Below are 21098 nucleotides of genomic sequence, written 5' to 3'. Positions count from 1 at the left end.
TTTAACTAGTCAAGGACGCGAGTGCCACCTGCAACTTCAGCGATATAGAAGCTTGGAGCATATCCAACGACTTCCTCGTAGTGCTTGCCTACAGCTTCCTTAAAGGCCTCAACAGCATCTTTTTGCACCAAGGCAATGGCACAGCCACCAAAACCAGCTCCTGTCATACGAGCACCGAGAACACCTTCTTGTACCCAAGCTGCGTGAACAAGGGTATCCAATTCCAAGCCAGTTACTTCATAGTCATGTTCTAGAGAAACGTGAGAAGCATTCATCAAACGACCAAAGGTTTCCAAATCACCTGCCTGAAGAGCTGCTTGCGCTTTGAGGGTACGTTGGTTTTCAAGCACAGCATGACGAGCACGTTTCAAGCGATTTTCATCTTTAATCAGATAGCTGTATTGGTCAAAGGCCCACTCATCCAATTCACCCAAGGTCTGAATATCCAAGGCAACTTGCAATTCTTCCACAGCTTTTTCACACTCAGCACGGCGTTCATTGTACTTAGAGTCCGCCAGTTCACGACGTTTGTTGGTGTTCATGATAACAACGACATTGTCTTTCAAATCAAGTGGCACCAAGTCGTACTCCAAAGTGTTGGTATCTAGGTAAATGGCACGTTGGTCTGCCCCCATACCGATGGCAAATTGGTCCATGATACCAGAGTTGACTCCGATAAAGTTATTTTCCGTTTGTTTTCCGATTTTAACCAAATCCAAACGGTCTAGTTTTAAACCAAAGAGATACTCTGCCACAACACCAGTCAAGAGTTCCAAGGACGCTGATGATGACAAACCTGAACCATTTGGGATATTCCCATAAACATAAAAATCAAACCCTTTGTCAATCACATGTCCAGCTTCTTGCAAGAAATGAAGGACACCTTTTGGATAGTTGGTCCAGTTGTGCTCTTTCTCAAACTTAAGGTCAGCCAGAGGCACTTCGATAATGCCTTTGTCCTCAAAGTTTGCTGAGTAGAAACGCAAAACTTGGTCGTCACGTTTGCGAGCCACCCCATAAGTTCCCAAGGAAATAGCTGCTGGGAAAACATGTCCACCATTGTAATCCGTGTGTTCACCAATCAAATTGATACGACCTGGTGAAAAGAAAGTTTGGTCTGCTTCTTGACCAAAAACGGCAAGAAAGTCTTTGCGAAGGGCTTCAGTAGTAAGATCTTGTGTCATATAAATTCTCCTTTGACTGTCCGTTAAGTCACCTTAACGTGTAATCGTTTTCTTCTATTGTATCCAAGGGATTTACCAAGGTCAATCCTTTTTACTAAACTTTTACTAAACTATCAGTAAAAAGCAGAAAAATATGATATACTAACCTAAAAGGAGGAGGATTTATGGCTACCTTAAAAGACATTGCACAGCTAGCCTCTGTCTCTATCGCGACCGTATCTCGTGTCCTCAATCGCGACCAGAGTCTATCTGTTACAGAAGAAACCAGACACCGTATTTTAACTGTCGCTGAAGAGCTGGGCTATACTAAGCACCTCAAGACAGGCGAATCCCACAAACCCAAGCAAAAGATTGCCATTATCCAATGGGTCAGCGAACAAGGGGAGCTTGATGATCTTTACTATTATCAGATTCGTCTCGGTATTGAAAAAAGAGCCCAAGAGTTGGACTATGACATCTTGCGCTATTTTAATGACCATCCTTTTACATTAAGTGAGGAAGTGATTGGCATTCTCTGCATCGGAAAGTTCAGCCGAGCTCAGATTGCTGCATTTGAAGAATACCAAAAACCCTTGGTCTTTCTAGACAGTGATACCCTCTCACTAGGTCATACCTGTATTATCACTGACTTTTACACTGCTGTGAAACAAGTTGTAGACCATTTCCTCGGTCAGGGACTGGATCGGATTAGCATTCTAACAGGCCTTGAGGAAACAACCGACCAGGAAGAAATTATTCAGGATAAGCGGCTAGAAAATTTCAAAGATATTACCCAAGCAAAAGGAATCTACCATGAAGAACTGGTCTTTCAGGGAAGCTTTACTGCCCAGTCTGGCTATGACTTGATGAAGGAGGCCATTCACAAGCTAGGAGAACAACTCCCACCAGCCTTTTTCGCAGCTAGCGATAGTTTAGCCATCGGCGCCCTCCGTGCCCTCCAAGAAGCTGGAATCAGCCTACCAGACCGCGTCAGCCTCATTTCTTTTAACGACACTAGCCTGACCAAGCAGGTCTATCCCCCCCTCTCCAGTATCACTGTCTATACCGAGGAAATGGGCCGAGCAGGGATGGATATTCTTAACAAGGAAGTTCTACACGGTCGCAAAATCCCTAGCCTAACCATGCTGGGAACCAGACTGACTCTGAGAGAAAGTACGCTGCCATAACTCAACAAATATACCAACGCAAAAAATCCTAATAGGGAGTCCCAAATCTCCATTAGGATTTTCATTGTTAATCCATCACAATCATAGACTTAATGGTCTTGCGTTCATCCATATCTTTATAAGCCTGGTCAATATCTTCCAATTTATAACTTGATGTAAAGACACGGCCTGGATTGATGTCTCCATCAAGAATCGCTTTTAACAAAACTTGTTTGTCATAAGTAGTAACTGAGGCTGCTCCACCTGCCACTGAAATATTTTGAGCAAAGGTAGAACCGAGCGCACGGTTATTGTAATGAGGAACACCAACGAAGCCTAAACGTCCACCATTGTGAAGTACTCCAAGAGCTTGATCTACGGCTGCTTCAGTCCCAACACATTCAAGGGCTGCATCTGCTCCACCACCAAGGATTTCACGGACTTTGGCAATTCCCTCTTCGCCACGTTCAGCCACAACAGCTGTCGCACCTGATTCCAAGGCCATCTTTTGGCGATCTTCATGACGACTCATAAGGACAATTTGAGAAGCTCCACGCATCTTAGCTGCAATGACAGCGCATTGCCCAACAGCCCCGTCACCAATCACCACAACCTTATCCCCTTTTTGCACATTAGCAACACGCGCTGCATGATAGCCAGTCGGCATGACATCAGCCAGTGTTAGGAGAGATTTGAGCATTCCTTCTGTGTAATCAGAGGGTTGACCTGGGATTTTAACCAGCGCCCAGTTGGCATAGTGGAAACGGATATACTCAGCTTGGACACCACCTGACCAGTTGGTTCCAATATGGCGGTCACAAGTCCCATCATAGCCAGCGCGACAGGCATCACACTCCCCACAGCCATGGGTGAAAGGTGCAATGACAAAATCTCCCGGTTTGACCGTTGTAATAGCCTCTCCGGTTTCTTCGACAATTCCAATGGCTTCGTGCCCACTATTTTGATGGCCAGATTCAATATCTGGATTACGGTAACTCCAGAGGTCCGAACCGCAAACGCAAGTACGGACAATGCGGATAATAGCATCATCTGCTTCTATAATTTGTGGACGTTCAATTGTAGCAAGTCCAACCTGGCCTGCCTTTGTATATACTGCTGATTTCATTTAAAATTTTCCTTCCTTGTAAAGTTTAATTTTGTGATTTAAGCGATTTAAAGCCGTCTGTAACTGAGACAAGCGCTCCTCTAATTTTTTCTTTTCCTCTTCTAAAATACCAAGCCTTTCCTCTCTCGTTTCATCCCCCTTTTGGTAGAGCGACATATAGTCAACTAAACTGTCTATAGAGACACTCGCCGAACGAAAACACTTAATAAATTCTAGTGCTTCTATATCCTGATCTTGAAAGTCACGAATTCCAGTCGCGGTTCGAGTAATCGGTGGCACAAGACCAACTCGCTCATAATACCGAATCGTATCCGCTGAAATTCCTAATAAATCGCTGGCAGATTTAATATTCATATACTAGCCTCCTTTCATTATCTTCACTGAATTTAAGCAACTATAACTCATTCATCTTATTATACAACTTTGAGTTGACTCCAAGTCAAACTTTTTGCATCTAATCGAAAAATTTTTTTAATTACCAAACAACTAAGTAAAGTTTATACAGAGCCTTATAGGATCAAACTTTTAAAATATTTAAACAGTAAATAAAATACTCTATTTCAAATAACATAGGGGCTTAATCATTCTTCACTTTGTACTAATGATGCCCATGCTTCTGCTCTAACTCTCTCACCCTCCGCCTATGTTGCGCATGATTGCTTTGACTGCTGTCCACTTCAATAGTGATATTCTGCACGCCTCTTTCTTCTAAACATTGACGCACCACTTCTTTGGTCTCCATCATCTGCTCCCAGTCCTTGATACAAATGTGAACAATAGCATTGTTCTCTAGACCGTCCATGGACCAAATGCTAAGTTGGTTAACACTTTTGACATTGGTCAGAGCCTCTATATCCTTCTCCAGATCACTTGTCTCGACCCCTTCTGGCACAGCATCTAGGAAAATCTTCAGTGCGCTCCAAAAGCGAGGAATGGCTTTCGACAGAATAAAGATGGAAATAACCAGCGATAAAAGCGGATCAAGGATATACCAATCTGTAAATCGGAGGATAATCGCCATTAGGATGACGGCCAACCAACCAAGAGTGTCTTCCAAAAAATGCAAGCTAAGAATTGACTCGTTCTTTGTCTTTCCTTTACGAACTACCAGACTTGCTAGTACATTGATAGCTACTGCAATGATTCCCAGCCAGAGGATGCCATTCTCATTAACGGGTTGCGGATGAGCAATCTTCGTGATATTTTCCAAAATCACTAGGACAGACCCTATCATAAGAATCACAGACGTTAGCATGGCTCCTAAAAGACTAAAACGTTTGTAACCCAAGGTGTACTGTCTATCTTCTTCACGGTTTGAAATTGTTTCTAAAAGGGCTGAGATGCCAATGGCTATAGCATCTCCCAGGTCATGAACAGAATCAGCAAGAACGGCACTCGAACCAAAGATTCCTCCTGCGATAAACTCAACAATCGCATAGCTTAAATTTAAGAAAAAAGCTAACCAGATAGATGTTTTAGAACTCATTTCTCTCCCTCCTTTGGTATAATGGGTATATACATACTTCTTTCATTTGTATTATCTAATAAAATTCAAAGAAAGGATAGAAGCAAACTGTCAGTCCTATTCAGTTCTGAACAGTTTGTCTCAAGTGTCTATATGCCAAAAAGAGACCGTCGAGTCAGCAAGACGAAAAAAGCCATCTATCAAGCTTTTTTACAACTTTTGAACGACAAGGGCTATGATGCCACTACTGTTCAGGATATCATTGACCTAGCAGATGTTGGACGTTCTACTTTTTACTGTCACTATGAAAGCAAGGAACTCCTTTTAGATGAGCTCTGTCGCTACCTCTTTCATCATCTCTTTGAAAGGGAAGGACACTTTACTACCGAGGACTACCTCGCACATATCTTTTTACATTTTCAGAAAAACCAGGACCATGTCACCAGTCTCCTTTTTTCTAAAAACGACTACTTCCTCCGCCAACTACACAAGGAACTCGAACACCACGTTTATCCCATGGTGGCGGGTGACTTGCAAGAGGCCTATCCAAACATTCCGGCCTCCTACCTCCAGCATTTTGTTGTGACGAACTTTATCGAGACCCTAACTTGGTGGCTAAAAAAAGGAAAATCTTATACCGAAGACCAAGTGGTGAGATTTTACCTTGATGTAATGGAGATGACCTCTACAACTCCACTTGATAACTAAGCCTGTAACTCAGAAAGGAACCAACTATGTTAACTTCGATGATTCTAGGAATACTAACAATTGTACTAGCTCTCGCCTTCTCATTGCTTCACCTTGCTGCTGCTTTTTCAGCCATGAAACAAAAGAACTACAGTCTAGGAAATAAATGCATTTTGGTTGGCAGTTGCCTCACCTCTCTGGCTCTAGCCATCTTTTACTTCGTCCCACTTGCAACCATTCTTCTATGGATTGTGGGCTCAAGTATCGTCTGCTATGGAGCCTACTGGAACGGGCAACAGAAAGAACACCAACATATATCGCACCACATCGTTCGTATAACGAGCGCTATTATCATTACGGTATTATTCATTTTGCTCTAACACAAAAAAGGATCAGATGATCCTTTTTTACTTTTTAAGCACTCTTTGCGGCCTTGCTCCACTGATACCAACCAACTAGACTATTGATCAAGTAAATCAGGTATTTCCCTTGGATTTGCAGGCTTTCTCCCCACCAGAGATAGATAGAAAAGACATTGGTAGCTGCCCAGAATATCCATTGTTCACGGTAAACAGCTGTCATGAGGATTTGCCCCACCCCGTTGGTCGCATCGGTGATGGAATCGCGATAAGGACGATTGGCTCCGATAGACTGATAAATGAACCCAAATACCAACCACCAGAAAACACTAATAGAAAGATACTTGGTCCAACCCTTACCGTCCAGTTTACGCGCGACAAACTCCTGCTTTTCCTTTTTAAACTGTGCCTGGTAGATCCAAACTAGAAGTCCAATTGGCTGCATGGCCGTGAAGTAGAGTGTCGTTAGCACCTCACCATAAAAGCCTTTCTGCAAAGCCAAGATAAGGTAAATAACAGAGTTAATCAAACCAAAAAGGTAATTACTTGCTCGACCTTCCGATACAAAGATAACACAGATAATCCCTGTCAAGCTACAAATCATCCCAACCCAGTCAACAATGCGGTGTTCATAAATCAACTCCAGCCAGATTGGAAAACTTCCTAAAACCAGCAGGTAAAGCCACTGAGCAAAACTACGATGGGCAAAGAGGTCATTCCAGATAGCCTTCATGGTTCCTGAAAATCCCAAATCAGCCATAGCAGCAACCATACGGCGGTAGCCACCAGACATTTCACCAAGAGTAATTTTGATATTCTTGAGTTTTGTTTGCAAATAAGTCGTCATATTTTCTCCTTTTGTTTTTAAAGAGCCGTGTCTGGATAGACTTTCGGACGCAACGCTCTATTATATATCTACTGAACTGTCTATACACAAGATTTCCATCCTTAGTCGACATGAGTTGGAAATCCTTATTTGTTAAGTAGTTCACAACACATTATACACCTATTCTCTGAATAGTCAAGTGTATTTACAGTAAAATATTGGAAAATCCTGAAAATTTCCTCTTATACTCTTCGAAAATCAAATTCAAACCACGTCAGCGTCACCTTACCGTACTCAAGTACAGTCTGCGGCTAGCTTCCTAGTTTGCTCTTTGATTTTCATTGAGTATTATTTTCCATTTTGAAAGACATTCAGTAACTCTAATATCAAAAAAGCCCAGACGACATTGTCTGAGCATTCTTTTATCTAGTTGTTTAAGGGAGTTGAGTTCAGTATGTTTAAAGTCTCTGCCCCATCATTTCTTCAACAAGCCTTGTTCTTGTAGAAATTCTTTGGCTACTTGTTCTGCTGACTTGCCTTCAACACCGACTTGGTAGTTGAGCTGGCTCATCTGGCTTTCCGTGATTTTACCTGCTAGTTTATTGAGAACTGGCTCCAACTCAGGATGTTTCTTGAGAAGAGCTTCTTTCATGAGTGGGGCCCCTTGATAAGGTGGGAAGAGTTGCTTGTCATCTTCCAAGATCTGCAAATCATAACGCGCCAATTCTGCATCTGTCGAATAGGCATCTGTGATTTGAATATCGCCTGACTGAATTGCCTGATAGCGAAGAGCTGGCTCCATGGTCGCTACGTTGAGATTGAGACCATACATTGATTGCAAGCCCTTATTTCCATCCTCACGATCATTAAACTCGAGAGTAAAACCGGCCTTCAGCTGCCCTTCCACTTTTTTCAAGTCCGAAATGGTCTTCAAGCCATATTCTTGAGCAATTTTTTTCGGAACAGCTACAGCGTAGGTATTTTGATAAGACATAGGTTTTAGATAGGCCAGATGATCCTGTTTGGCAATGCCATCACGCGCCACCTGATAAACCTGATCTGGCTCATGACCTACCTTGGGTGATGGCTGAAGCAAACTTTCAGTCACCGTACCAGTAAATTCAGGATAGATATCAATATCCCCTTTTTTCAGAGCTTCATAGAGGAAACTTGTTTTCCCAAAATTCGGTTTAACAGTCGCAGTCATACTGGTATTTTCTTCAATCAGCAGCTTATACATATTGGCCAAAATTTCTGGTTCTGGACCCAATTTCCCAGCAATCACCAAGTTTTCTTTCTCTTTTTGAGCCAAGAGGGCTGGACTATAAGACAGACCAAGCAATATGGTCACCAAGGCAAAACCAGAGAAAATCGTCCGCAATTTTGCTTTTTCCATCACTTTTAGCAGGAAGTTAAAGGCAATAGCCAGCACTGCAGAAGAAAGGGCCCCAATCAAAATCAGACTGGTATTATTGCGGTCAATTCCCAAAAGGATAAAGGAACCCAGTCCCCCTGCACCAATCAAGGCAGCCAAGGTCGCCGTACCAATGATCAAGACCGCTGCCGTCCGAATCCCAGACATAATGACAGGCATGGCAAGTGGAATTTCAAACTTCTTGAGACGCTCCCATCTAGTCATCCCAAAGGCAATCCCAGCCTCTTGTAGACTTGGATCAATTCCCTTTAGCCCAGTGATGGTATTTTGCAAAATTGGGAAAATCGCATAAATCACTAGTGCTGTCAAAGCAGGCAAGGTCCCAATTCCCATCAAGGGAATAAAGAGTCCCAACAAGGCCAGAGACGGGATAGTCTGGAAAATTCCTGCAATCTGCAAGACCCAGTCCGCCATCTTTTCATGATAACGAAGATAAACAGCCAAAGGAATCGCGATAAAAATAGCTAGTAACAAGGTTAAAAGTGACAACTGCAAATGTTGAGATAGAGCTGTTACCCAATCACCAAAACGATCCTGAAAAGTTGATATCAAATTAGTCATGAACACTACCTCCAAACAAGTCTGCTACAAAGTCCGTTGCAGGAGCTTTTAAAATGGTCTCAGGGTTCGCCACCTGACGAATCTCTCCGTCCTGCAAGACAGCAATACGGTCACCTAATTTCAAAGCTTCATCCGTATCATGGGTCACAAAAATCGTTGTCATCCCAAACTCTTTATGCAATTCTTTCGTCAAAACCTGCAACTGTTTTCTCGAAATGGCATCCAAGGCTGAAAAAGGTTCATCCATAAGCAAAATCTTAGGCTGACCAATCATAGCACGAACAATACCAACCCGTTGCTGTTCTCCGCCAGATAGTTCACTAGGAAGTCGATGTCCATACTCAGCCACTGGTAAACCAACTTTAGCCAAAAGCTCTTCTGTTTTCTGAGCAATTTCTTCCTTGCTCCAGCCCTTCATCTCAGGAATGAGGGCAATATTTTCCGCAACCGTTAGATTGGGAAAAAGAGCAATGGCCTGTAAAACATAACCAGTAGAAAGACGAAGTTCCCGCTCATCATAGTCTTTGATGCGCTTGCCATCCATATAAATATTTCCATCAGTTGGTTCCAAAAGACGGTTAATCATCTTGATCATGGTTGTCTTACCAGATCCAGATGGACCAACTAAAACCATGAACTCCCCATTCTCAATCCGTAAATTGACATCTCTCAAAACATCTTTTTCTGTGTAGCGTAGCGCTACATTTTTGTATTCAATCATTCTTTGTCCTCAATTTAAAATTTTCCTCGGTTTGTCAAGTTACCAAACTTTTAATAACTAATTTACCCCATTCTAAACCTCATTTTCCTGCTCTTTCAGATTGTCCAAAATGCGTTCCTGATAACTTTCAAACTGACGAATTTCTTCCTCAGTGAATCCTTTATAAAAAATAGCATCCAGTTTTTGACTAATACGATGGCCCACTTCTTTCTGGGACCAACCTTGCTCCGTTAGCTTGACATATTTCTTTCTCTTATCTATTCCACATGGGCTAATGATGACCAGGTTTTGCTCCTCAAGATTCTTTATCATGGTTGTGAGCGTATTGTTAGCGAGACCAGTCGCTAGCGCAATATCTGTCGCAGTTGCACAGCCAGTTTCACTATTCCATAAAACCGTGAGAATCTTGCCCTGTTCACTCCGATAAAGAGCCTCAGGATCCTGACTCAGTAACTTTTGAAAAATCCTCCCATTCAACAAACGAATATGATGAGCTACCAAATGACTATCCTTCATGATCCCTCCAATTTATTTCGATATCGAATTATATTCCATTGTAATACTTATCGTTCCATCTGTCAACTATTTCGATTTAGAACTAATTTTTCTCAGTAAAAAATCTCCTACTCAAGGTAGAAGATTTCAATCTTATAAACTTAATCCGTCATGTCTGATACCAAGGTTCGACGCTCCAATGGAATACTGCACATAACTAACAAGAAAATGAAACCTGACTGAATCCAGAAAAGGGCCAAGTCAAAGATTCCATGCACAGCAACCACTGTAAGGAAAGATAGATAAAGACCGATAATTGGACGTTTCCCCGACTCCTGACTCATATCCATCATCAAACGAACAGGAGCAACAGAAGACAAAGCTAATAAAATGGTTCCCACAATTCCGTAACTCAGAATCGTATCAATATAAAGGCTGTGAGCATGTTCATGATAAGGAGCATTTATCCGAGGATAAGAGTGCATATAGGTCAATGGCCCCTCCCCCCAAAAAGGATTTTGCTTAAACAAGGCCATCCCAGCATTCCAGATTGAAACGCGCTCCTCCATTGAAGAATCTAGCGTTCCCATACGGACACCCAAATCGCTTGAGAAGAGGAAACAAAGGCCAATCCCGAAAACTCCAATACTGAGCCAGAAGGCACGCCAGTTTTTAATGGTTGTAAAGAGATAAATGATGGCACCAGCGATGATGGCAGGAAAGGCTGTTCTATTTTGCGTAAAATTCAAACCAAATAGATTCACAAAACCTGCTAGCACACAAAAGACTTTCAACCATCTTAGCTTCGTCGTTGTAAAGAGATAAAAGGCAATCATGATACAGAAGCAACAAATGATCCCATAGTAGTTAGGATTAAAGAAGGTCACCTCTGCACGGTTCTGGTGCCACACTTGCATATTGGGCGAAAGAAAGGCGTAGTTAAATTTCTTTACAATTTGGAAATGCTCCAAGGTAGCAAAAACAGCAGAGAGCACACTACCAAACAAGATTGTCTGCAGTATCAGTCGAAAGAAAGCATGTGTCAGACGTTTCTGGTAGAAGCTAAAGAAAATGAGGAAGAGAAACATCAGTAAAGATGCAACCAATCCCAGCCAGTTCTTGGCGACGATAGAGATGATACTACTGTAGGCAATAAAAAAGAGAAGTACAGGATGTTTGGCCAATCCTTTGATAATTCCCTTCATCTCCCCAGTAACAAGTAAACCTATCAAATATAAAGCAAAGAGAGCTAAGAACAAATAAAAAGGTAAAAAGATACTTATGATCATCAAATACAAAAAGAAATCTTTTTTCGAAAGCCCTCTTATCTTATCCAGTAATCCAATTGATTTCAAAACGGATCCTTTCTGTTCTGGATTTCTCCAGAAGATAAATGCTAAACTATCTTTATATTCTACCATTTTTTCCGTCATTTGGGAATAATGAACACGTTTTCACCTCAAAAAACTATTTCATTAATATAGCGCTAAAATTGAATTTTTCTCCCATTTTCCAATACCTGATAGGTCTGACTTTGCAAATCAATTTCTGCTACTGCTGTTACGGACTTGTCTTTATTTTGACGTTTGATTACAATGCTGTGAGCTGTTGGTGTTTCAATGTCAATAGTCCCTTCTAGGTCAAAGGCCTCTGACCGATTACGGAAAGAAAATAGATTGAGAAGAGACTTCACCACAGGACGTTGAACTTCTTCTGCTATTTCCTCATTGCTATAGTAATGACGATTAATATTTCGACCTTCTTTGGTTTCTTCTAATAATTTCAAGTCATTCTTACCTGCTAATAGACCCACATAGTAAACCTGAGGAATGCCTGGAGCAAAAGCTTGAATCAGACGAGCGAGGAAGTACTTGACATCATCATCTCCAAGCGCAGAATAGTAGGTTGAATTGATTTGGTAGATATCTAGATTGTTATACTCTGCACTAGAGTACTTACGTTTGACATTCGCTCCAACCTTATAGAGCTCATTTGAAGCATAGTCAATTTCCTCATCAGTCAGGATATCCTTGACATCTACCACTCCAATCCCATCATGGGTATCTAGTGTCGTAAATTGCTTCATCGGGCTCATCTTTAACCACTTAGCCAAGCGCTCTGTTCTGGAACTGTAAAGAGTATAAAGGGTTACCATTGGAAGGGCAAAATCGTAAACATAGTAATCATGGTCCGCTATTTTAAACTGAATCGAATAGTGTTCATGAATCTCAGGTAAGAGCTCTGTCCCATACTCAGCAGCGATATCTCTAACTTTGTCCAATAAACTCCAAATATCTGGTTCCACAAAGAAATCATTGGTATCCAATTTCTTCACTGCATAAGCAAAGGCATCTAGGCGAATCAAATCACACCCGTTACTTGCTAGATGTTGAATCGTCTTACGGATGAATGCCATCGTTACTTCTTTGGTCACATCAAGATCAATCTGCTCTTCACCAAAGGTATTCCACAAATGTTCTACTGAACCATCTGCAAAAAGAATCTCTTGCTTTGGTGCACGATCCTTACGCTTATAAATTAAATCTACATCAGCTTGTGTCGGACGATTTCCCGGCCAAAACTTATCCCAGTTTAAAAAGAGATCTTTGAATTCACTAGCTTCATGTTTTTCTTGATAGTCCTTATAATATTTAGATTGGCGAGAAATATGGTTAATCATAAAATCAAACATAAGATAATATTCCTCCCCTAAACGCTTAACATCCTCCCAATCACCAAACGCTGGATCCACTTCATCATAGTCCACTGGTGCAAATCCACGATCACCTGTTGATGGGAAAAATGGTAGAAGGTGAACTCCCCCAATAGCATCGCCAAAATGTTCTTCCAAATTCTCATACAAGTCTTTAAGGTTATTTCCAAGACTATCTGAGTAAGTAATTAACATAGTTTTATTTTGAATGGTCATAGATGGTCTCCTTTTTCTGATGAAAGCCAAGTCTTATATGACCTGGCTTCGTAAATGAAAGATATTTTTAGGTTTTTGTTCACATCGAACTCGTACTAATATATACTGCAAGCAACTAAGTACTACTTTCTTGTTTTCTACATAGAATTGTCAACAAGCTGAACTGTTCCTCTATGTATGGAATTATAAATTCCCTAAGCACTTTCTTACTTCACTGCCCCGTTACTCATTCCTGAAATGATATGTTTTTGGAAGATGAGGTAGACAATGGTTATCGTTACAATTCCCACAATATAAGATGCAAAACTTGGGCCATAGTCATTGAAGTACTGACCTTGGTAGTTGTACTGGAAGAGAGGCAAAGTCCACATCTTGGAATCCTTATTCAGAATCAAGAGTGGCAACATAAAGTCATTCCAGAACCATAATGCATTGATGATCAAAGTTGTAGCATGCATGGGCTTCAACATTGGAAAAATGATTCGACGATAAATTGTAAAACGATCAGCCCCATCAATTTCCGCAGCTTCGTCCAAACTATCTGGTACACTGATTTTTATATAACCAACATACAAGAAGAGAGTCTGTGGAATAGCATAAGTTAGGTAGAGTATTACTAGCCCCCACATATTTGCTAGGCCGAGTTTACTCATCATAACTGTGATGGGAATCATAATCACCTGAAATGGAACAAATATCCCTAAGATCAAGAGCGAATACATAATTGCAAAGGCTTTTTTCTTGGACATATTTCGAGCAATGGAATAAGCTGCAGCTGGTATAAAGAAAGCCACTACAATCAATGATAACACCGTAATAACTGCTGAATTCCAGAAATAGCCTCCAATTCCATCCGAAATTAATCGTTCATAATTGCTTAAGGTAAAAGGATTGGGCAAACTAAAGAAATGATTCATGATATCCTTAGTTGTTTTGAAAGAACTAAATACTGTTACCAACAAAGGAACAAGTATAAGAATACCACCGACTATCAAGAGGACGTATTTCCAAAACTGATTCAATTTTTCTTCTTTTTTCATGTGTAGGACTCCTCTATTAGATTTCAAATTTCTTTGATAGCTTGATTTGGATCAGAGAAACAATTCCAATAATTAAGAATAAAATCAAGGCAATTGCATTCGCATATCCATATTGATTACTCTTGAAAGCATAGTTGTAGACTAAAAGTCCAAGAGACGTTGTAGCATTATTTGGACCACCACTCGTCAACGCAAAAATTTGGTCAAAGGCTGTCAAACCAGACTTAAGAGCCAAGATAAAAACCATTGAGATCGTTGGCAGTAAATAGGGCAATTCAATCTTCCAAAAAGTTTGTTTACTGGTTGCACCATCAATTGATGCTGCCTCTAAAATATCAGTTGGAATACTCTGAAGACCAGCAAGAAAGAGAATGATTGGCATAGCTACTCCTTGCCATAGAAGAACAAAAATAGTTGCCACTACCGCTCCGACAGGTGTCCCTAATAGACTCTCTTGTAAAAAACTAATTCCTAAAATTTTTCCAATCGTTGGAAGCCCATAGTTGAAGAATTGTTTAAAAATCAAGGAAACTGTCAAACCAGACAAAACAGCCGGGAAAAAGAACCAAGCTCTAAAGAAGGTCTGCCCCTTCATCTTCGAATTTAAGGCTCGTGCCACAACCACCCCAATCGTAATCTCTCCAATAATCAATGCCAGAGTTAAAATCAAAGTAAAGGCTATGGCTGTGAAGAATTTCCCATCAATCATCAGCAATTTGTAGTTATTCAAACCAACAAATTTATAATTATAGGTCAATCCAGTCCAGTTAGTCAAACTATAGAAAGCACCTTGTACCATTGGAAAGTAAAAGAAGATAGCTTGTAAAGCAAGCGGGATGAGCAAAAATGTCCAACCCCAGTATTTATTTAAAAATTTTCGAATAGCCATATCATCTTAACTCCTATTCTAGTCCAAATCTGCCTTCATTGGATTAAAGAAAGCATTGAGATTGTTTGCCATATTTTTCAGATTTTTATCCATCAGGTAACCTGTACTTAGATTAAAAAAGTCTTCTTCAGAGTTCCAGCGTTGGCCCAACCAAACATAATGTTTGTCCGTAAATGCCAGTTTAGAAATAGCTGCAAGCGCTGAATCTTCTTTTTCCTGTATGCCTTTCACCGCAACAGGTGATCCATCTACATCATAGTATGACTGCATAGCTTTTGGACTAGTCATATAGCTGATAAATTCTTCGGTTTCTTTCGGATGTTTGGTAGTAGCTGAAGTTGATAATGCCATGTCCCCTGCACCAACAGTGACTTCTTTTCCTACTTCTTCGCCTGGGAAGGCAAACATTCCCACCTCAAATTTTGGATCCTGTTGATTAATTGCCGCTAATGCCCATGATCCTTGTGGCATCATCAAAGCTTTTTCACTCGAAAATGCTACCACCGAATCATTATAAGAGGCACCACGCCAACCATCTTGAGCATTATCTGCTAATAAATCGAGACGTTCTGCATCTGCTTTTAAAATAGCATCATCTGCAGAGATTGCGTTTGGTTTTGAAAAGCGAAGGTAGTTATTAGCCGCGTCTCCACTACCTGTAAGAGTAATGAGAGAAAGTTGGTGGTAACCATTTAGTGTCCAGCCTTCATTGCCTGCAACTGCAAACGGAGAATGCCCACTATCTTTTATCTTTTTAACAATCTCTTGAAACTCTTTAAAAGTCTTCGGTTCCTCAAGTCCTAATTCTTTAAACTTTGTTTTATTGTAATAAATTCCATAAAGGTTAGCCGTTAAAGGCACACTATAAATCTTGTTATTGATTGCATACTTTTCGGCATAGTCATTCTTGATGTTCTCAAGATAGGGTTTTCCTGTCATATCTGCAAAATAACCTGCCTTCGCCCACTCCTGAAAATCCATATTTTGAGGATAGATATTAATAATATCTGGAACATCTCCTGATAAAATCCGAGTCTTTAGCACAATTCCAGCTGAAGGTACTGTAGTCAGCTTCACATCAATATTAGGGTGTTCCTTCTCAAAATCATCCACTATCCTTTGCAAGGTATCTGCCATCTCGGTCTTCTGGTTAAAAAACTCAATCGTTACCTTACCATCAGTTGATTGATTGTTCTGACCACAAGCCACAAGGCCTAGTAAACTTGCCCCAGCTACTAAAAGAAAACCTGCTTTCTTATACCATTTCATTGGAATGCCTCCTTGATAAATTTATACGCTTTTATTATAGTCTTTTGAATTTATACTGTCTACTCAAAAAATCTCCTGGTGATAAGGTAACAGTTAAACCTGCATACATGAGCTCTGCACCCGAGTAAACAATGTTTGTCCCTTCCAGCTCATAAAGCCCTTCCACCTCCAAATCTTTCAGTTTCAAGGTGGTTTCCATTGTTTCCACAACTGATAGGACTCGGACGTAGGTTACAATCGTTTGATTTCCATAGTTAAATTGCACAGCTGCTTCATTGGATTCAGCATCGGGATTGATTAACCTATACTGATTTCCCAACTGGACTACTGGTCGCAATTCATTATACAAGTTCACCTGATTAGCAATCTCAGCCTTCTCTTCATCTGATAAACTTGTCAAATCAAGCTCATAGCCCAGATTTCCCATCATTGCCACATGACCGCGAGTTTCCAATGGTGTCATTCGTCCCATCTGATGATTTGGTACTGCTGACACATGAGCCCCCATAGAAATGGTTGGATAGAGATAGGATGAACCGTATTGAATTGGTAAACGTGCAATTGCATCAGTATTATCACTAGCCCAGACTTGTGGGAAATAACGCATCATACCAAGATCATTTCTGCCACCACCACCAGAGCAAGACTCAAAGAGAATATGACTGTGTTTCTCTGTCAGATAAGAAACGAGTTCGTAAAGCCCCAACATATATTGATGAGATTGCATCTGGGTTTCCAGATAAACTGAACCATTCCCCAAATTAGTAATATTACGATTCATATCCCATTTGATGTAGTCAATTTTATGATAAGAGAGGAGTTCATCTAAAACATTTTTCAAATATTCTATTACCTGGGGATTGGCAAGATTAAGTACTAATTGATTTCTAGAATAGGTATGCTCATAACCTGGAACCTGAATAGCCCAGTCAGGATGTTTGCGATACAAATCGCTATCAACAGAAATCATCTCAGGTTCTAACCAAAGGCCAAACTGCAAACCTCTGTCATGGATAGCTGAAATCAAACTTTCTAGGCTTCCACCCAGTTTTTCCTCATTAACAACCCAATCACCTAAAGCACGATTATCATCAAAGCGATTTCCAAACCACCCATCATCTAATACAAAAAGTTCTATTCCAACTTTCTTAGCTTCATCAGCTAATTCTAACAGTTTTTCTCTCTGAAAGTCAAAGTAAGTAGCTTCCCAGTTATTGATAAGAATTGGGCGTTCTTTTTTAGAAAATTTACTTGGCATAATGTGCTTAAGTACAAAATTCTGACTTTCATGACTGATACCGGTTAATCCCTTATCTGAATAGGTCACTAAAGCTACCGGTGTTTCAAAGTTTTCCTCAGGATCTAACTTCCAAGAAAAGTTTTCTGGATTAATGCCAATAGCCACCCGAACTTCATTCAGTTGATTTTTTTGGACAAAAGCTTCGAAGTTTCCACTGTACAGTAGTTGCAAAGCAAACACATTCCCAGCATCCTCTGTGGCTCCTTGATCACATAGTAGAAGAGCTGGTGTTTGAGCATGCCCAGAAGCTCCACGGTTCGAACTAATCGAAAAGATTCCTTGTTCTACCTGTTGACGTCGAACAGTCTTTTCACGAGCATAAGCTCCCTGTAAAGTCACTATTTCGTAAGCTGCAGCAGGAAAATCAGCCATGAGAGAAAAGTCCTTATGAATGACAACTTCCTGATTGCTATTATTCTCCAATTTGCTGTAACTAGCAATTGTCGCATCATTATCAAAAGCAGTATAATACAAAGTCAGACTAAGTTGAGCCTTAGAATCTTCTAAAATCAAGGCAAGAGTCTCTGTATCATCCATGCTGTGTGGAGAAGGTAAACCCTGTGGACCATTCTGACCTTTTAAAATCTTTGCTTCTACAAATCGAAAGTCTGTTACTTCAGTTGCATCATGTTGAATCTGTAAAGTTGGTTTTCTAAAGTCACCCAAACCATGTTGTCCCAAAATCTGACGTTGCGTATCCAAACTAAAGGTGCGATTAGTAGCTATGGGATTACCAGAAAAAGCATGATCGCGTTCGTAAACACTATTAGCCCCTCTATAGTTCTTAATAGTCTTTCCTAAATGTTTTAATAATAAGAATCCATCCCTATTTTCAATAATCAAACTTAAACCTTTACTCTCAACGTAAAATAGATTATTCTCTATCCAAATTCCCATAAATTGTACCTCATCTATTTCTTGATAAAATTTTAGCACATAAAAGCGCTTTCTAAAATAGAGAAATGTATACAAAGTATGGTAAAATGTTAGGTAGGAGGTGGCCCATGCTCGTTTTTTCAGAATACCAGACTGGAACAATTGATCTTTCTCTTAGCTTCTACGGTTATGAAGAATGCACGCCTAATTACTCTTTTGGCCCAGCTATTCGAGATACCTATGTACTACATTACATTACTAAAGGAAAAGGTCAATTCCATTATAAGGGGAAAATTGTTGATTTAAAGGCAGGAGATTTCTTTTTACTAAAACCAGATGAATTAACATTCTATAAAGCAGATAACCAGGATCCTTGGGCTTACTACTGGTTGGGGATCACTGGAGGGAGGGCACCTGACTACTTTGCTCTATCTCAAATTTCTGACCAATCCTACCTCATCCAGTCAAATAACTGTCATACACAAACAACTGCAAAACTCATCTCAGATATTGTCCGCTTTGCTCAGATTACAAAATCTAATGAATTGGCTCAACTCCACATCATGGGACAACTCCATGAACTAATGTTTCATCTAGGAACGATTGCTCCCAATCAGAAAAAAGAGAATATTTCATCAACTCACCAGCTCTATCTTGACTGCAAACGATTAATTGATAGTCACTATCCACAATCGCTTACCATTCAAGATTTAGCAAAAGAGCTATCGGTTCATAGAAGTTACTTAACTAGTGTGTTTAAAGAATTTCACCAACTCTCTCCAAAAGAGTATTTACTTTTCGTTCGAATGAAGCGTGCTCAACAGTTACTAGAACACACCAATGAAACGATCAAAGTCATTGCATATTCTGTGGGTTTTTCAGATCCACTACATTTCTCAAAAGCCTACAAACAGTTTTTTCATAAAACACCTAGTCAAACTCGAAATGAATACTCTCACTCCCTCTTAGCTAGAAAGGAAAATCAATGAAATCACACCAACTAGTTTACCAAATATTAGCTAGAGAAAACGATTATGTCAGCGGAGAAAAAATCGGAGAAGAACTGAATTTAAGCCGTACATCCATATGGAAAGCGATCCAACGTCTTCAACAAGAAGGCCTAGAAATTGACAGTATCAAAAATAGAGGATACAAGCTTATTCAAGGCGATCTGATATTGCCTGATTTGATTCAGGAGAAAACCAACTTAACCATTCGCTACAAACCTGAGACAAAATCAACACAAACAGATGCAAAAGAAGGGATTGAGGCTGGAAACCAAGGAAACACACTCTATCTTTCAACCTGTCAAACAGCAGGTCGTGGCCGCTTTCAGCGCCCCTACTATTCTCCATCTCAGGGTGGGATCTATATGTCCCTGCATATTCAACCCAATCTTCCCTATGAAAAACTCCCTTCCTATACTCTCCTTGTAGCTGCTGCAACCTACAAAGCCATTAAAAATCTAACTATGATAGAAGTAGATATCAAATGGGTAAATGACATCTACTTAAAAAATAAAAAGATAGCAGGTATCCTCACCGAAGCAATGACATCAGTTGAAACAGGCTTGGTTACAGATGTCATTATCGGACTTGGTATAAATTTTTCTATAGCAGACTTCCCAGAAGACCTAAAAGAAAAAGCAGGTAGCCTATTTATGCCACCTGCACCAATTAGTCGTAATGAGCTCATCAGCGAAATATGGAATTGTTTCTACAATACGGATCCAGATGAGCTACTTTATATCTATAAAGAAAGATCATTAGTTCTTGGAAAAGAAGTTACCTTCCAGCTAGATGGAAAACTTAAAAAAGGACTTGCAAAAGAAATCTCAGAATCCGGTCAACTACAAGTCGAACTTGCAAACAAACGTACTATCTGGCTAAATAGCGGAGAAATATCACTAACAAATTGGTAATAAACAAATCCCCCTTTTAACGATCTAGAAGGGGGATTTACATACAAAAAAAGAGCCTAGAAGCTCCCTTTACGTACGGAGAATGGGGGATTCGAACCCCCGCGCCGGTTACCCGACCTAACGATTTAGCAAACCGTCCTCTTCAGCCTCTTGAGTAATTCTCCTATTAATGGGCACGAGTGGACTCGAACCACCGACCTCACGCTTATCAGGCGTGCGCTCTAACCACCTGAGCTACGCGCCCAAGTTTAAAAAACTTGGTAATTGAACAAAGTTCAAAGCGGGTGACGAGAATCGAACTCGCGACAACAGCTTGGAAGGCTGTAGTTTTACCACTAAACTACACCCGCTTAATAAAACAAAATATGGCGCGAGACGGAATCGAACCGCCGACACATGGAGCTTCAATCCATTGCTCTACCAACTGAGCTACCGAGCCAAATTGCGGGAGCAGGATTTGAACCTACGACCTTCGGGTTATGAGCCCGACGAGCTACCGAGCTGCTCCATCCCGCGTTAATATAAAAAGGAGGATGTGGGATTCGAACCCACGCACGCTTTTACACGCCTGACGGTTTTCAAGACCGTTCCCTTCAGCCGGACTTGGGTAATCCTCCATTATTTACAATGGACCTTGTAGGACTTGAACCTACGACCACTCGGTTATGAGCCGAGAGCTCTAACCAGCTGAGCTAAAGGTCCAACAAGATCAATATAGCGGCGAAGGGGATCGAACCCCCGACCTCCCGGGTATGAACCGGACGCTCTAGCCAGCTGAGCTACACCGCCATAAATCGGGAAGACAGGATTCGAACCTGCGACACCTTGGTCCCAAACCAAGTACTCTACCAAGCTGAGCTACTTCCCGCG

Annotated in this window: 19 protein-coding genes and 9 tRNA genes; 5 read left to right on the top strand and 23 right to left on the bottom strand. The window is 40.7% G+C overall.

Annotation, left to right across the window (positions count from 1 at the left end; all coding sequences use genetic code 11):
* Positions 1 to 5: 5 nt before the first annotated feature.
* Complete coding sequence (locus tag M1F65_RS00140) at positions 6 to 1184, bottom strand: galactokinase (protein ID WP_247925253.1); 1179 nt, start codon at positions 1182 to 1184, stop codon at positions 6 to 8.
* 164 nt (positions 1185 to 1348) lie between these two features.
* Between M1F65_RS00140 and galR the strand changes: the two genes are divergently transcribed.
* Entirely contained in the window at positions 1349 to 2350 is a 1002-nt protein-coding gene (gene galR, locus M1F65_RS00135) for a DNA-binding transcriptional regulator GalR (protein WP_049479043.1), read from the top strand.
* A 67-nt stretch (positions 2351 to 2417) separates the two neighbouring features.
* Here the strand turns inward: galR and M1F65_RS00130 are convergent, their stop codons facing one another.
* From M1F65_RS00130 to M1F65_RS00120, 3 genes are all read right to left on the bottom strand, one after another.
* Entirely contained in the window at positions 2418 to 3455 is a 1038-nt protein-coding gene (locus M1F65_RS00130) for a zinc-binding dehydrogenase (protein ID WP_084881647.1), read from the bottom strand.
* Positions 3456 to 3809 (bottom strand): stress response transcriptional regulator NmlR, encoded by a 354-nt coding sequence (gene nmlR / locus M1F65_RS00125; RefSeq protein WP_049479045.1) that lies wholly within the window; start codon positions 3807 to 3809, stop codon positions 3456 to 3458.
* Between the two features lie 244 nt (positions 3810 to 4053).
* Positions 4054 to 4941 (bottom strand): cation diffusion facilitator family transporter, encoded by an 888-nt coding sequence (locus M1F65_RS00120; RefSeq protein ID WP_049479046.1) that lies wholly within the window; start codon positions 4939 to 4941, stop codon positions 4054 to 4056.
* A 132-nt stretch (positions 4942 to 5073) separates the two neighbouring features.
* Between M1F65_RS00120 and M1F65_RS00115 the strand changes: the two genes are divergently transcribed.
* Both M1F65_RS00115 and M1F65_RS00110 read left to right on the top strand, forming a co-directional pair.
* Positions 5074 to 5628, top strand: coding sequence for a TetR/AcrR family transcriptional regulator (locus M1F65_RS00115; RefSeq protein ID WP_001126071.1), 555 nt, complete (start codon positions 5074 to 5076; stop codon positions 5626 to 5628).
* Positions 5629 to 5654: 26 nt separating this feature from the next.
* Entirely contained in the window at positions 5655 to 5987 is a 333-nt protein-coding gene (locus tag M1F65_RS00110) for a hypothetical protein (RefSeq protein WP_000958142.1), read from the top strand.
* 34 nt (positions 5988 to 6021) lie between these two features.
* On the opposite strand, the gene pnuC is transcribed toward M1F65_RS00110, so the two are convergent.
* From pnuC to M1F65_RS00060, 10 genes are all read right to left on the bottom strand, one after another.
* Entirely contained in the window at positions 6022 to 6813 is a 792-nt protein-coding gene (gene pnuC, locus M1F65_RS00105) for a nicotinamide riboside transporter PnuC (RefSeq protein ID WP_000214770.1), read from the bottom strand.
* A gap of 454 nt (positions 6814 to 7267) precedes the next feature.
* Positions 7268 to 8788, bottom strand: a complete 1521-nt coding sequence (locus M1F65_RS00100) for an ABC transporter permease/substrate-binding protein (protein ID WP_049489594.1) — start codon at positions 8786 to 8788, stop codon at positions 7268 to 7270.
* On the bottom strand, positions 8781 to 9509 hold the full coding sequence (locus tag M1F65_RS00095; protein ID WP_000575225.1) for an ATP-binding cassette domain-containing protein: 729 nt from the start codon (positions 9507 to 9509) through the stop codon (positions 8781 to 8783). Before M1F65_RS00095 ends, M1F65_RS00100 begins: the two co-directional genes overlap by 8 nt.
* Positions 9510 to 9581: 72 nt before the next feature.
* Complete coding sequence (locus tag M1F65_RS00090) at positions 9582 to 10025, bottom strand: MarR family winged helix-turn-helix transcriptional regulator (protein ID WP_247925252.1); 444 nt, start codon at positions 10023 to 10025, stop codon at positions 9582 to 9584.
* 140 nt (positions 10026 to 10165) lie between these two features.
* On the bottom strand, positions 10166 to 11359 hold the full coding sequence (locus M1F65_RS00085; RefSeq protein WP_247925691.1) for an O-antigen ligase family protein: 1194 nt from the start codon (positions 11357 to 11359) through the stop codon (positions 10166 to 10168).
* A gap of 131 nt (positions 11360 to 11490) precedes the next feature.
* Positions 11491 to 12933: a sucrose phosphorylase gene (gtfA, locus tag M1F65_RS00080; protein WP_247925251.1), complete on the bottom strand. Its 1443-nt coding sequence runs from the start codon at positions 12931 to 12933 to the stop codon at positions 11491 to 11493.
* A 206-nt stretch (positions 12934 to 13139) separates the two neighbouring features.
* Positions 13140 to 13973: a carbohydrate ABC transporter permease gene (locus M1F65_RS00075; protein WP_000711270.1), complete on the bottom strand. Its 834-nt coding sequence runs from the start codon at positions 13971 to 13973 to the stop codon at positions 13140 to 13142.
* A gap of 16 nt (positions 13974 to 13989) precedes the next feature.
* Positions 13990 to 14862 (bottom strand): carbohydrate ABC transporter permease, encoded by an 873-nt coding sequence (locus tag M1F65_RS00070; RefSeq protein ID WP_247925250.1) that lies wholly within the window; start codon positions 14860 to 14862, stop codon positions 13990 to 13992.
* 18 nt (positions 14863 to 14880) lie between these two features.
* Positions 14881 to 16131, bottom strand: coding sequence for an extracellular solute-binding protein (locus M1F65_RS00065; protein ID WP_247925249.1), 1251 nt, complete (start codon positions 16129 to 16131; stop codon positions 14881 to 14883).
* A 34-nt stretch (positions 16132 to 16165) separates the two neighbouring features.
* Complete coding sequence (locus M1F65_RS00060) at positions 16166 to 18328, bottom strand: alpha-galactosidase (protein ID WP_247925248.1); 2163 nt, start codon at positions 18326 to 18328, stop codon at positions 16166 to 16168.
* A gap of 107 nt (positions 18329 to 18435) precedes the next feature.
* Here M1F65_RS00060 and M1F65_RS00055 point away from each other — a divergent pair, with 107 nt between their 5' ends.
* Entirely contained in the window at positions 18436 to 19296 is an 861-nt protein-coding gene (locus M1F65_RS00055; RefSeq protein WP_070800442.1) for an AraC family transcriptional regulator, read from the top strand.
* A complete protein-coding gene (gene birA, locus M1F65_RS00050) occupies positions 19293 to 20228 on the top strand; it encodes a bifunctional biotin--[acetyl-CoA-carboxylase] ligase/biotin operon repressor BirA (RefSeq protein WP_000835303.1) in 936 nt (311 codons plus the stop codon). Before M1F65_RS00055 ends, birA begins: the two co-directional genes overlap by 4 nt.
* A 76-nt stretch (positions 20229 to 20304) precedes the next feature.
* Here the strand turns inward: birA and M1F65_RS00045 are convergent.
* The 9 genes from M1F65_RS00045 to M1F65_RS00005 form a co-directional block, all read right to left on the bottom strand.
* Positions 20305 to 20392, bottom strand: a tRNA-Ser gene (locus M1F65_RS00045).
* Positions 20393 to 20398: 6 nt separating this feature from the next.
* Positions 20399 to 20472, bottom strand: a tRNA-Ile gene (locus tag M1F65_RS00040).
* Between the two features lie 35 nt (positions 20473 to 20507).
* A tRNA-Gly gene (locus tag M1F65_RS00035) sits at positions 20508 to 20578 on the bottom strand.
* Positions 20579 to 20594: 16 nt separating this feature from the next.
* Positions 20595 to 20667 (bottom strand) — tRNA-Phe (locus tag M1F65_RS00030).
* A 3-nt stretch (positions 20668 to 20670) separates the two neighbouring features.
* Positions 20671 to 20744: transfer RNA gene (locus M1F65_RS00025), tRNA-Met, on the bottom strand.
* 11 nt (positions 20745 to 20755) lie between these two features.
* A tRNA-Ser gene (locus tag M1F65_RS00020) sits at positions 20756 to 20845 on the bottom strand.
* Between the two features lie 11 nt (positions 20846 to 20856).
* Positions 20857 to 20930, bottom strand: a tRNA-Ile gene (locus tag M1F65_RS00015).
* A gap of 13 nt (positions 20931 to 20943) precedes the next feature.
* Positions 20944 to 21017 (bottom strand) — tRNA-Met (locus M1F65_RS00010).
* Positions 21018 to 21022: 5 nt separating this feature from the next.
* Positions 21023 to 21096 (bottom strand) — tRNA-Pro (locus tag M1F65_RS00005).
* Between the last annotated feature and the right edge of the window lie 2 nt (positions 21097 to 21098).

The sequence above is a fragment of the Streptococcus oralis genome (assembly GCF_023109195.1).
In the GTDB taxonomy this organism is placed as follows: Bacteria; Bacillota; Bacilli; order Lactobacillales; family Streptococcaceae; genus Streptococcus; species Streptococcus oralis_BV.
The sequence above is the reverse complement of the archived record's forward strand: the minus strand, read 5'-3'. Positions and strand labels throughout refer to the sequence as shown.

Bases quoted from the DNA above. Each gene is read 5' to 3' on its own strand.
- M1F65_RS00055 (WP_070800442.1), top strand. From the start codon at position 18,436: ATGCTCGTTTTTTCAGAATACCAGACTGGAACAATTGATCTTTCTCTT.
- M1F65_RS00120 (WP_049479046.1), bottom strand. From the start codon at position 4,941: ATGAGTTCTAAAACATCTATCTGGTTAGCTTTTTTCTTAAATTTAAGC.
- M1F65_RS00065 (WP_247925249.1), bottom strand. From the start codon at position 16,131: ATGAAATGGTATAAGAAAGCAGGTTTTCTTTTAGTAGCTGGGGCAAGT.
- M1F65_RS00095 (WP_000575225.1), bottom strand. From the start codon at position 9,509: ATGATTGAATACAAAAATGTAGCGCTACGCTACACAGAAAAAGATGTT.
- M1F65_RS00110 (WP_000958142.1), top strand. From the start codon at position 5,655: ATGTTAACTTCGATGATTCTAGGAATACTAACAATTGTACTAGCTCTC.
- birA (WP_000835303.1), top strand. From the start codon at position 19,293: ATGAAATCACACCAACTAGTTTACCAAATATTAGCTAGAGAAAACGAT.
- pnuC (WP_000214770.1), bottom strand. From the start codon at position 6,813: ATGACGACTTATTTGCAAACAAAACTCAAGAATATCAAAATTACTCTT.
- M1F65_RS00075 (WP_000711270.1), bottom strand. From the start codon at position 13,973: ATGAAAAAAGAAGAAAAATTGAATCAGTTTTGGAAATACGTCCTCTTG.
- M1F65_RS00070 (WP_247925250.1), bottom strand. From the start codon at position 14,862: ATGGCTATTCGAAAATTTTTAAATAAATACTGGGGTTGGACATTTTTG.
- nmlR (WP_049479045.1), bottom strand. From the start codon at position 3,809: ATGAATATTAAATCTGCCAGCGATTTATTAGGAATTTCAGCGGATACG.
- M1F65_RS00060 (WP_247925248.1), bottom strand. From the start codon at position 18,328: ATGGGAATTTGGATAGAGAATAATCTATTTTACGTTGAGAGTAAAGGT.
- M1F65_RS00100 (WP_049489594.1), bottom strand. From the start codon at position 8,788: ATGACTAATTTGATATCAACTTTTCAGGATCGTTTTGGTGATTGGGTA.
- M1F65_RS00115 (WP_001126071.1), top strand. From the start codon at position 5,074: ATGCCAAAAAGAGACCGTCGAGTCAGCAAGACGAAAAAAGCCATCTAT.
- galR (WP_049479043.1), top strand. From the start codon at position 1,349: ATGGCTACCTTAAAAGACATTGCACAGCTAGCCTCTGTCTCTATCGCG.
- gtfA (WP_247925251.1), bottom strand. From the start codon at position 12,933: ATGACCATTCAAAATAAAACTATGTTAATTACTTACTCAGATAGTCTT.
- M1F65_RS00140 (WP_247925253.1), bottom strand. From the start codon at position 1,184: ATGACACAAGATCTTACTACTGAAGCCCTTCGCAAAGACTTTCTTGCC.
- M1F65_RS00090 (WP_247925252.1), bottom strand. From the start codon at position 10,025: ATGAAGGATAGTCATTTGGTAGCTCATCATATTCGTTTGTTGAATGGG.
- M1F65_RS00130 (WP_084881647.1), bottom strand. From the start codon at position 3,455: ATGAAATCAGCAGTATATACAAAGGCAGGCCAGGTTGGACTTGCTACA.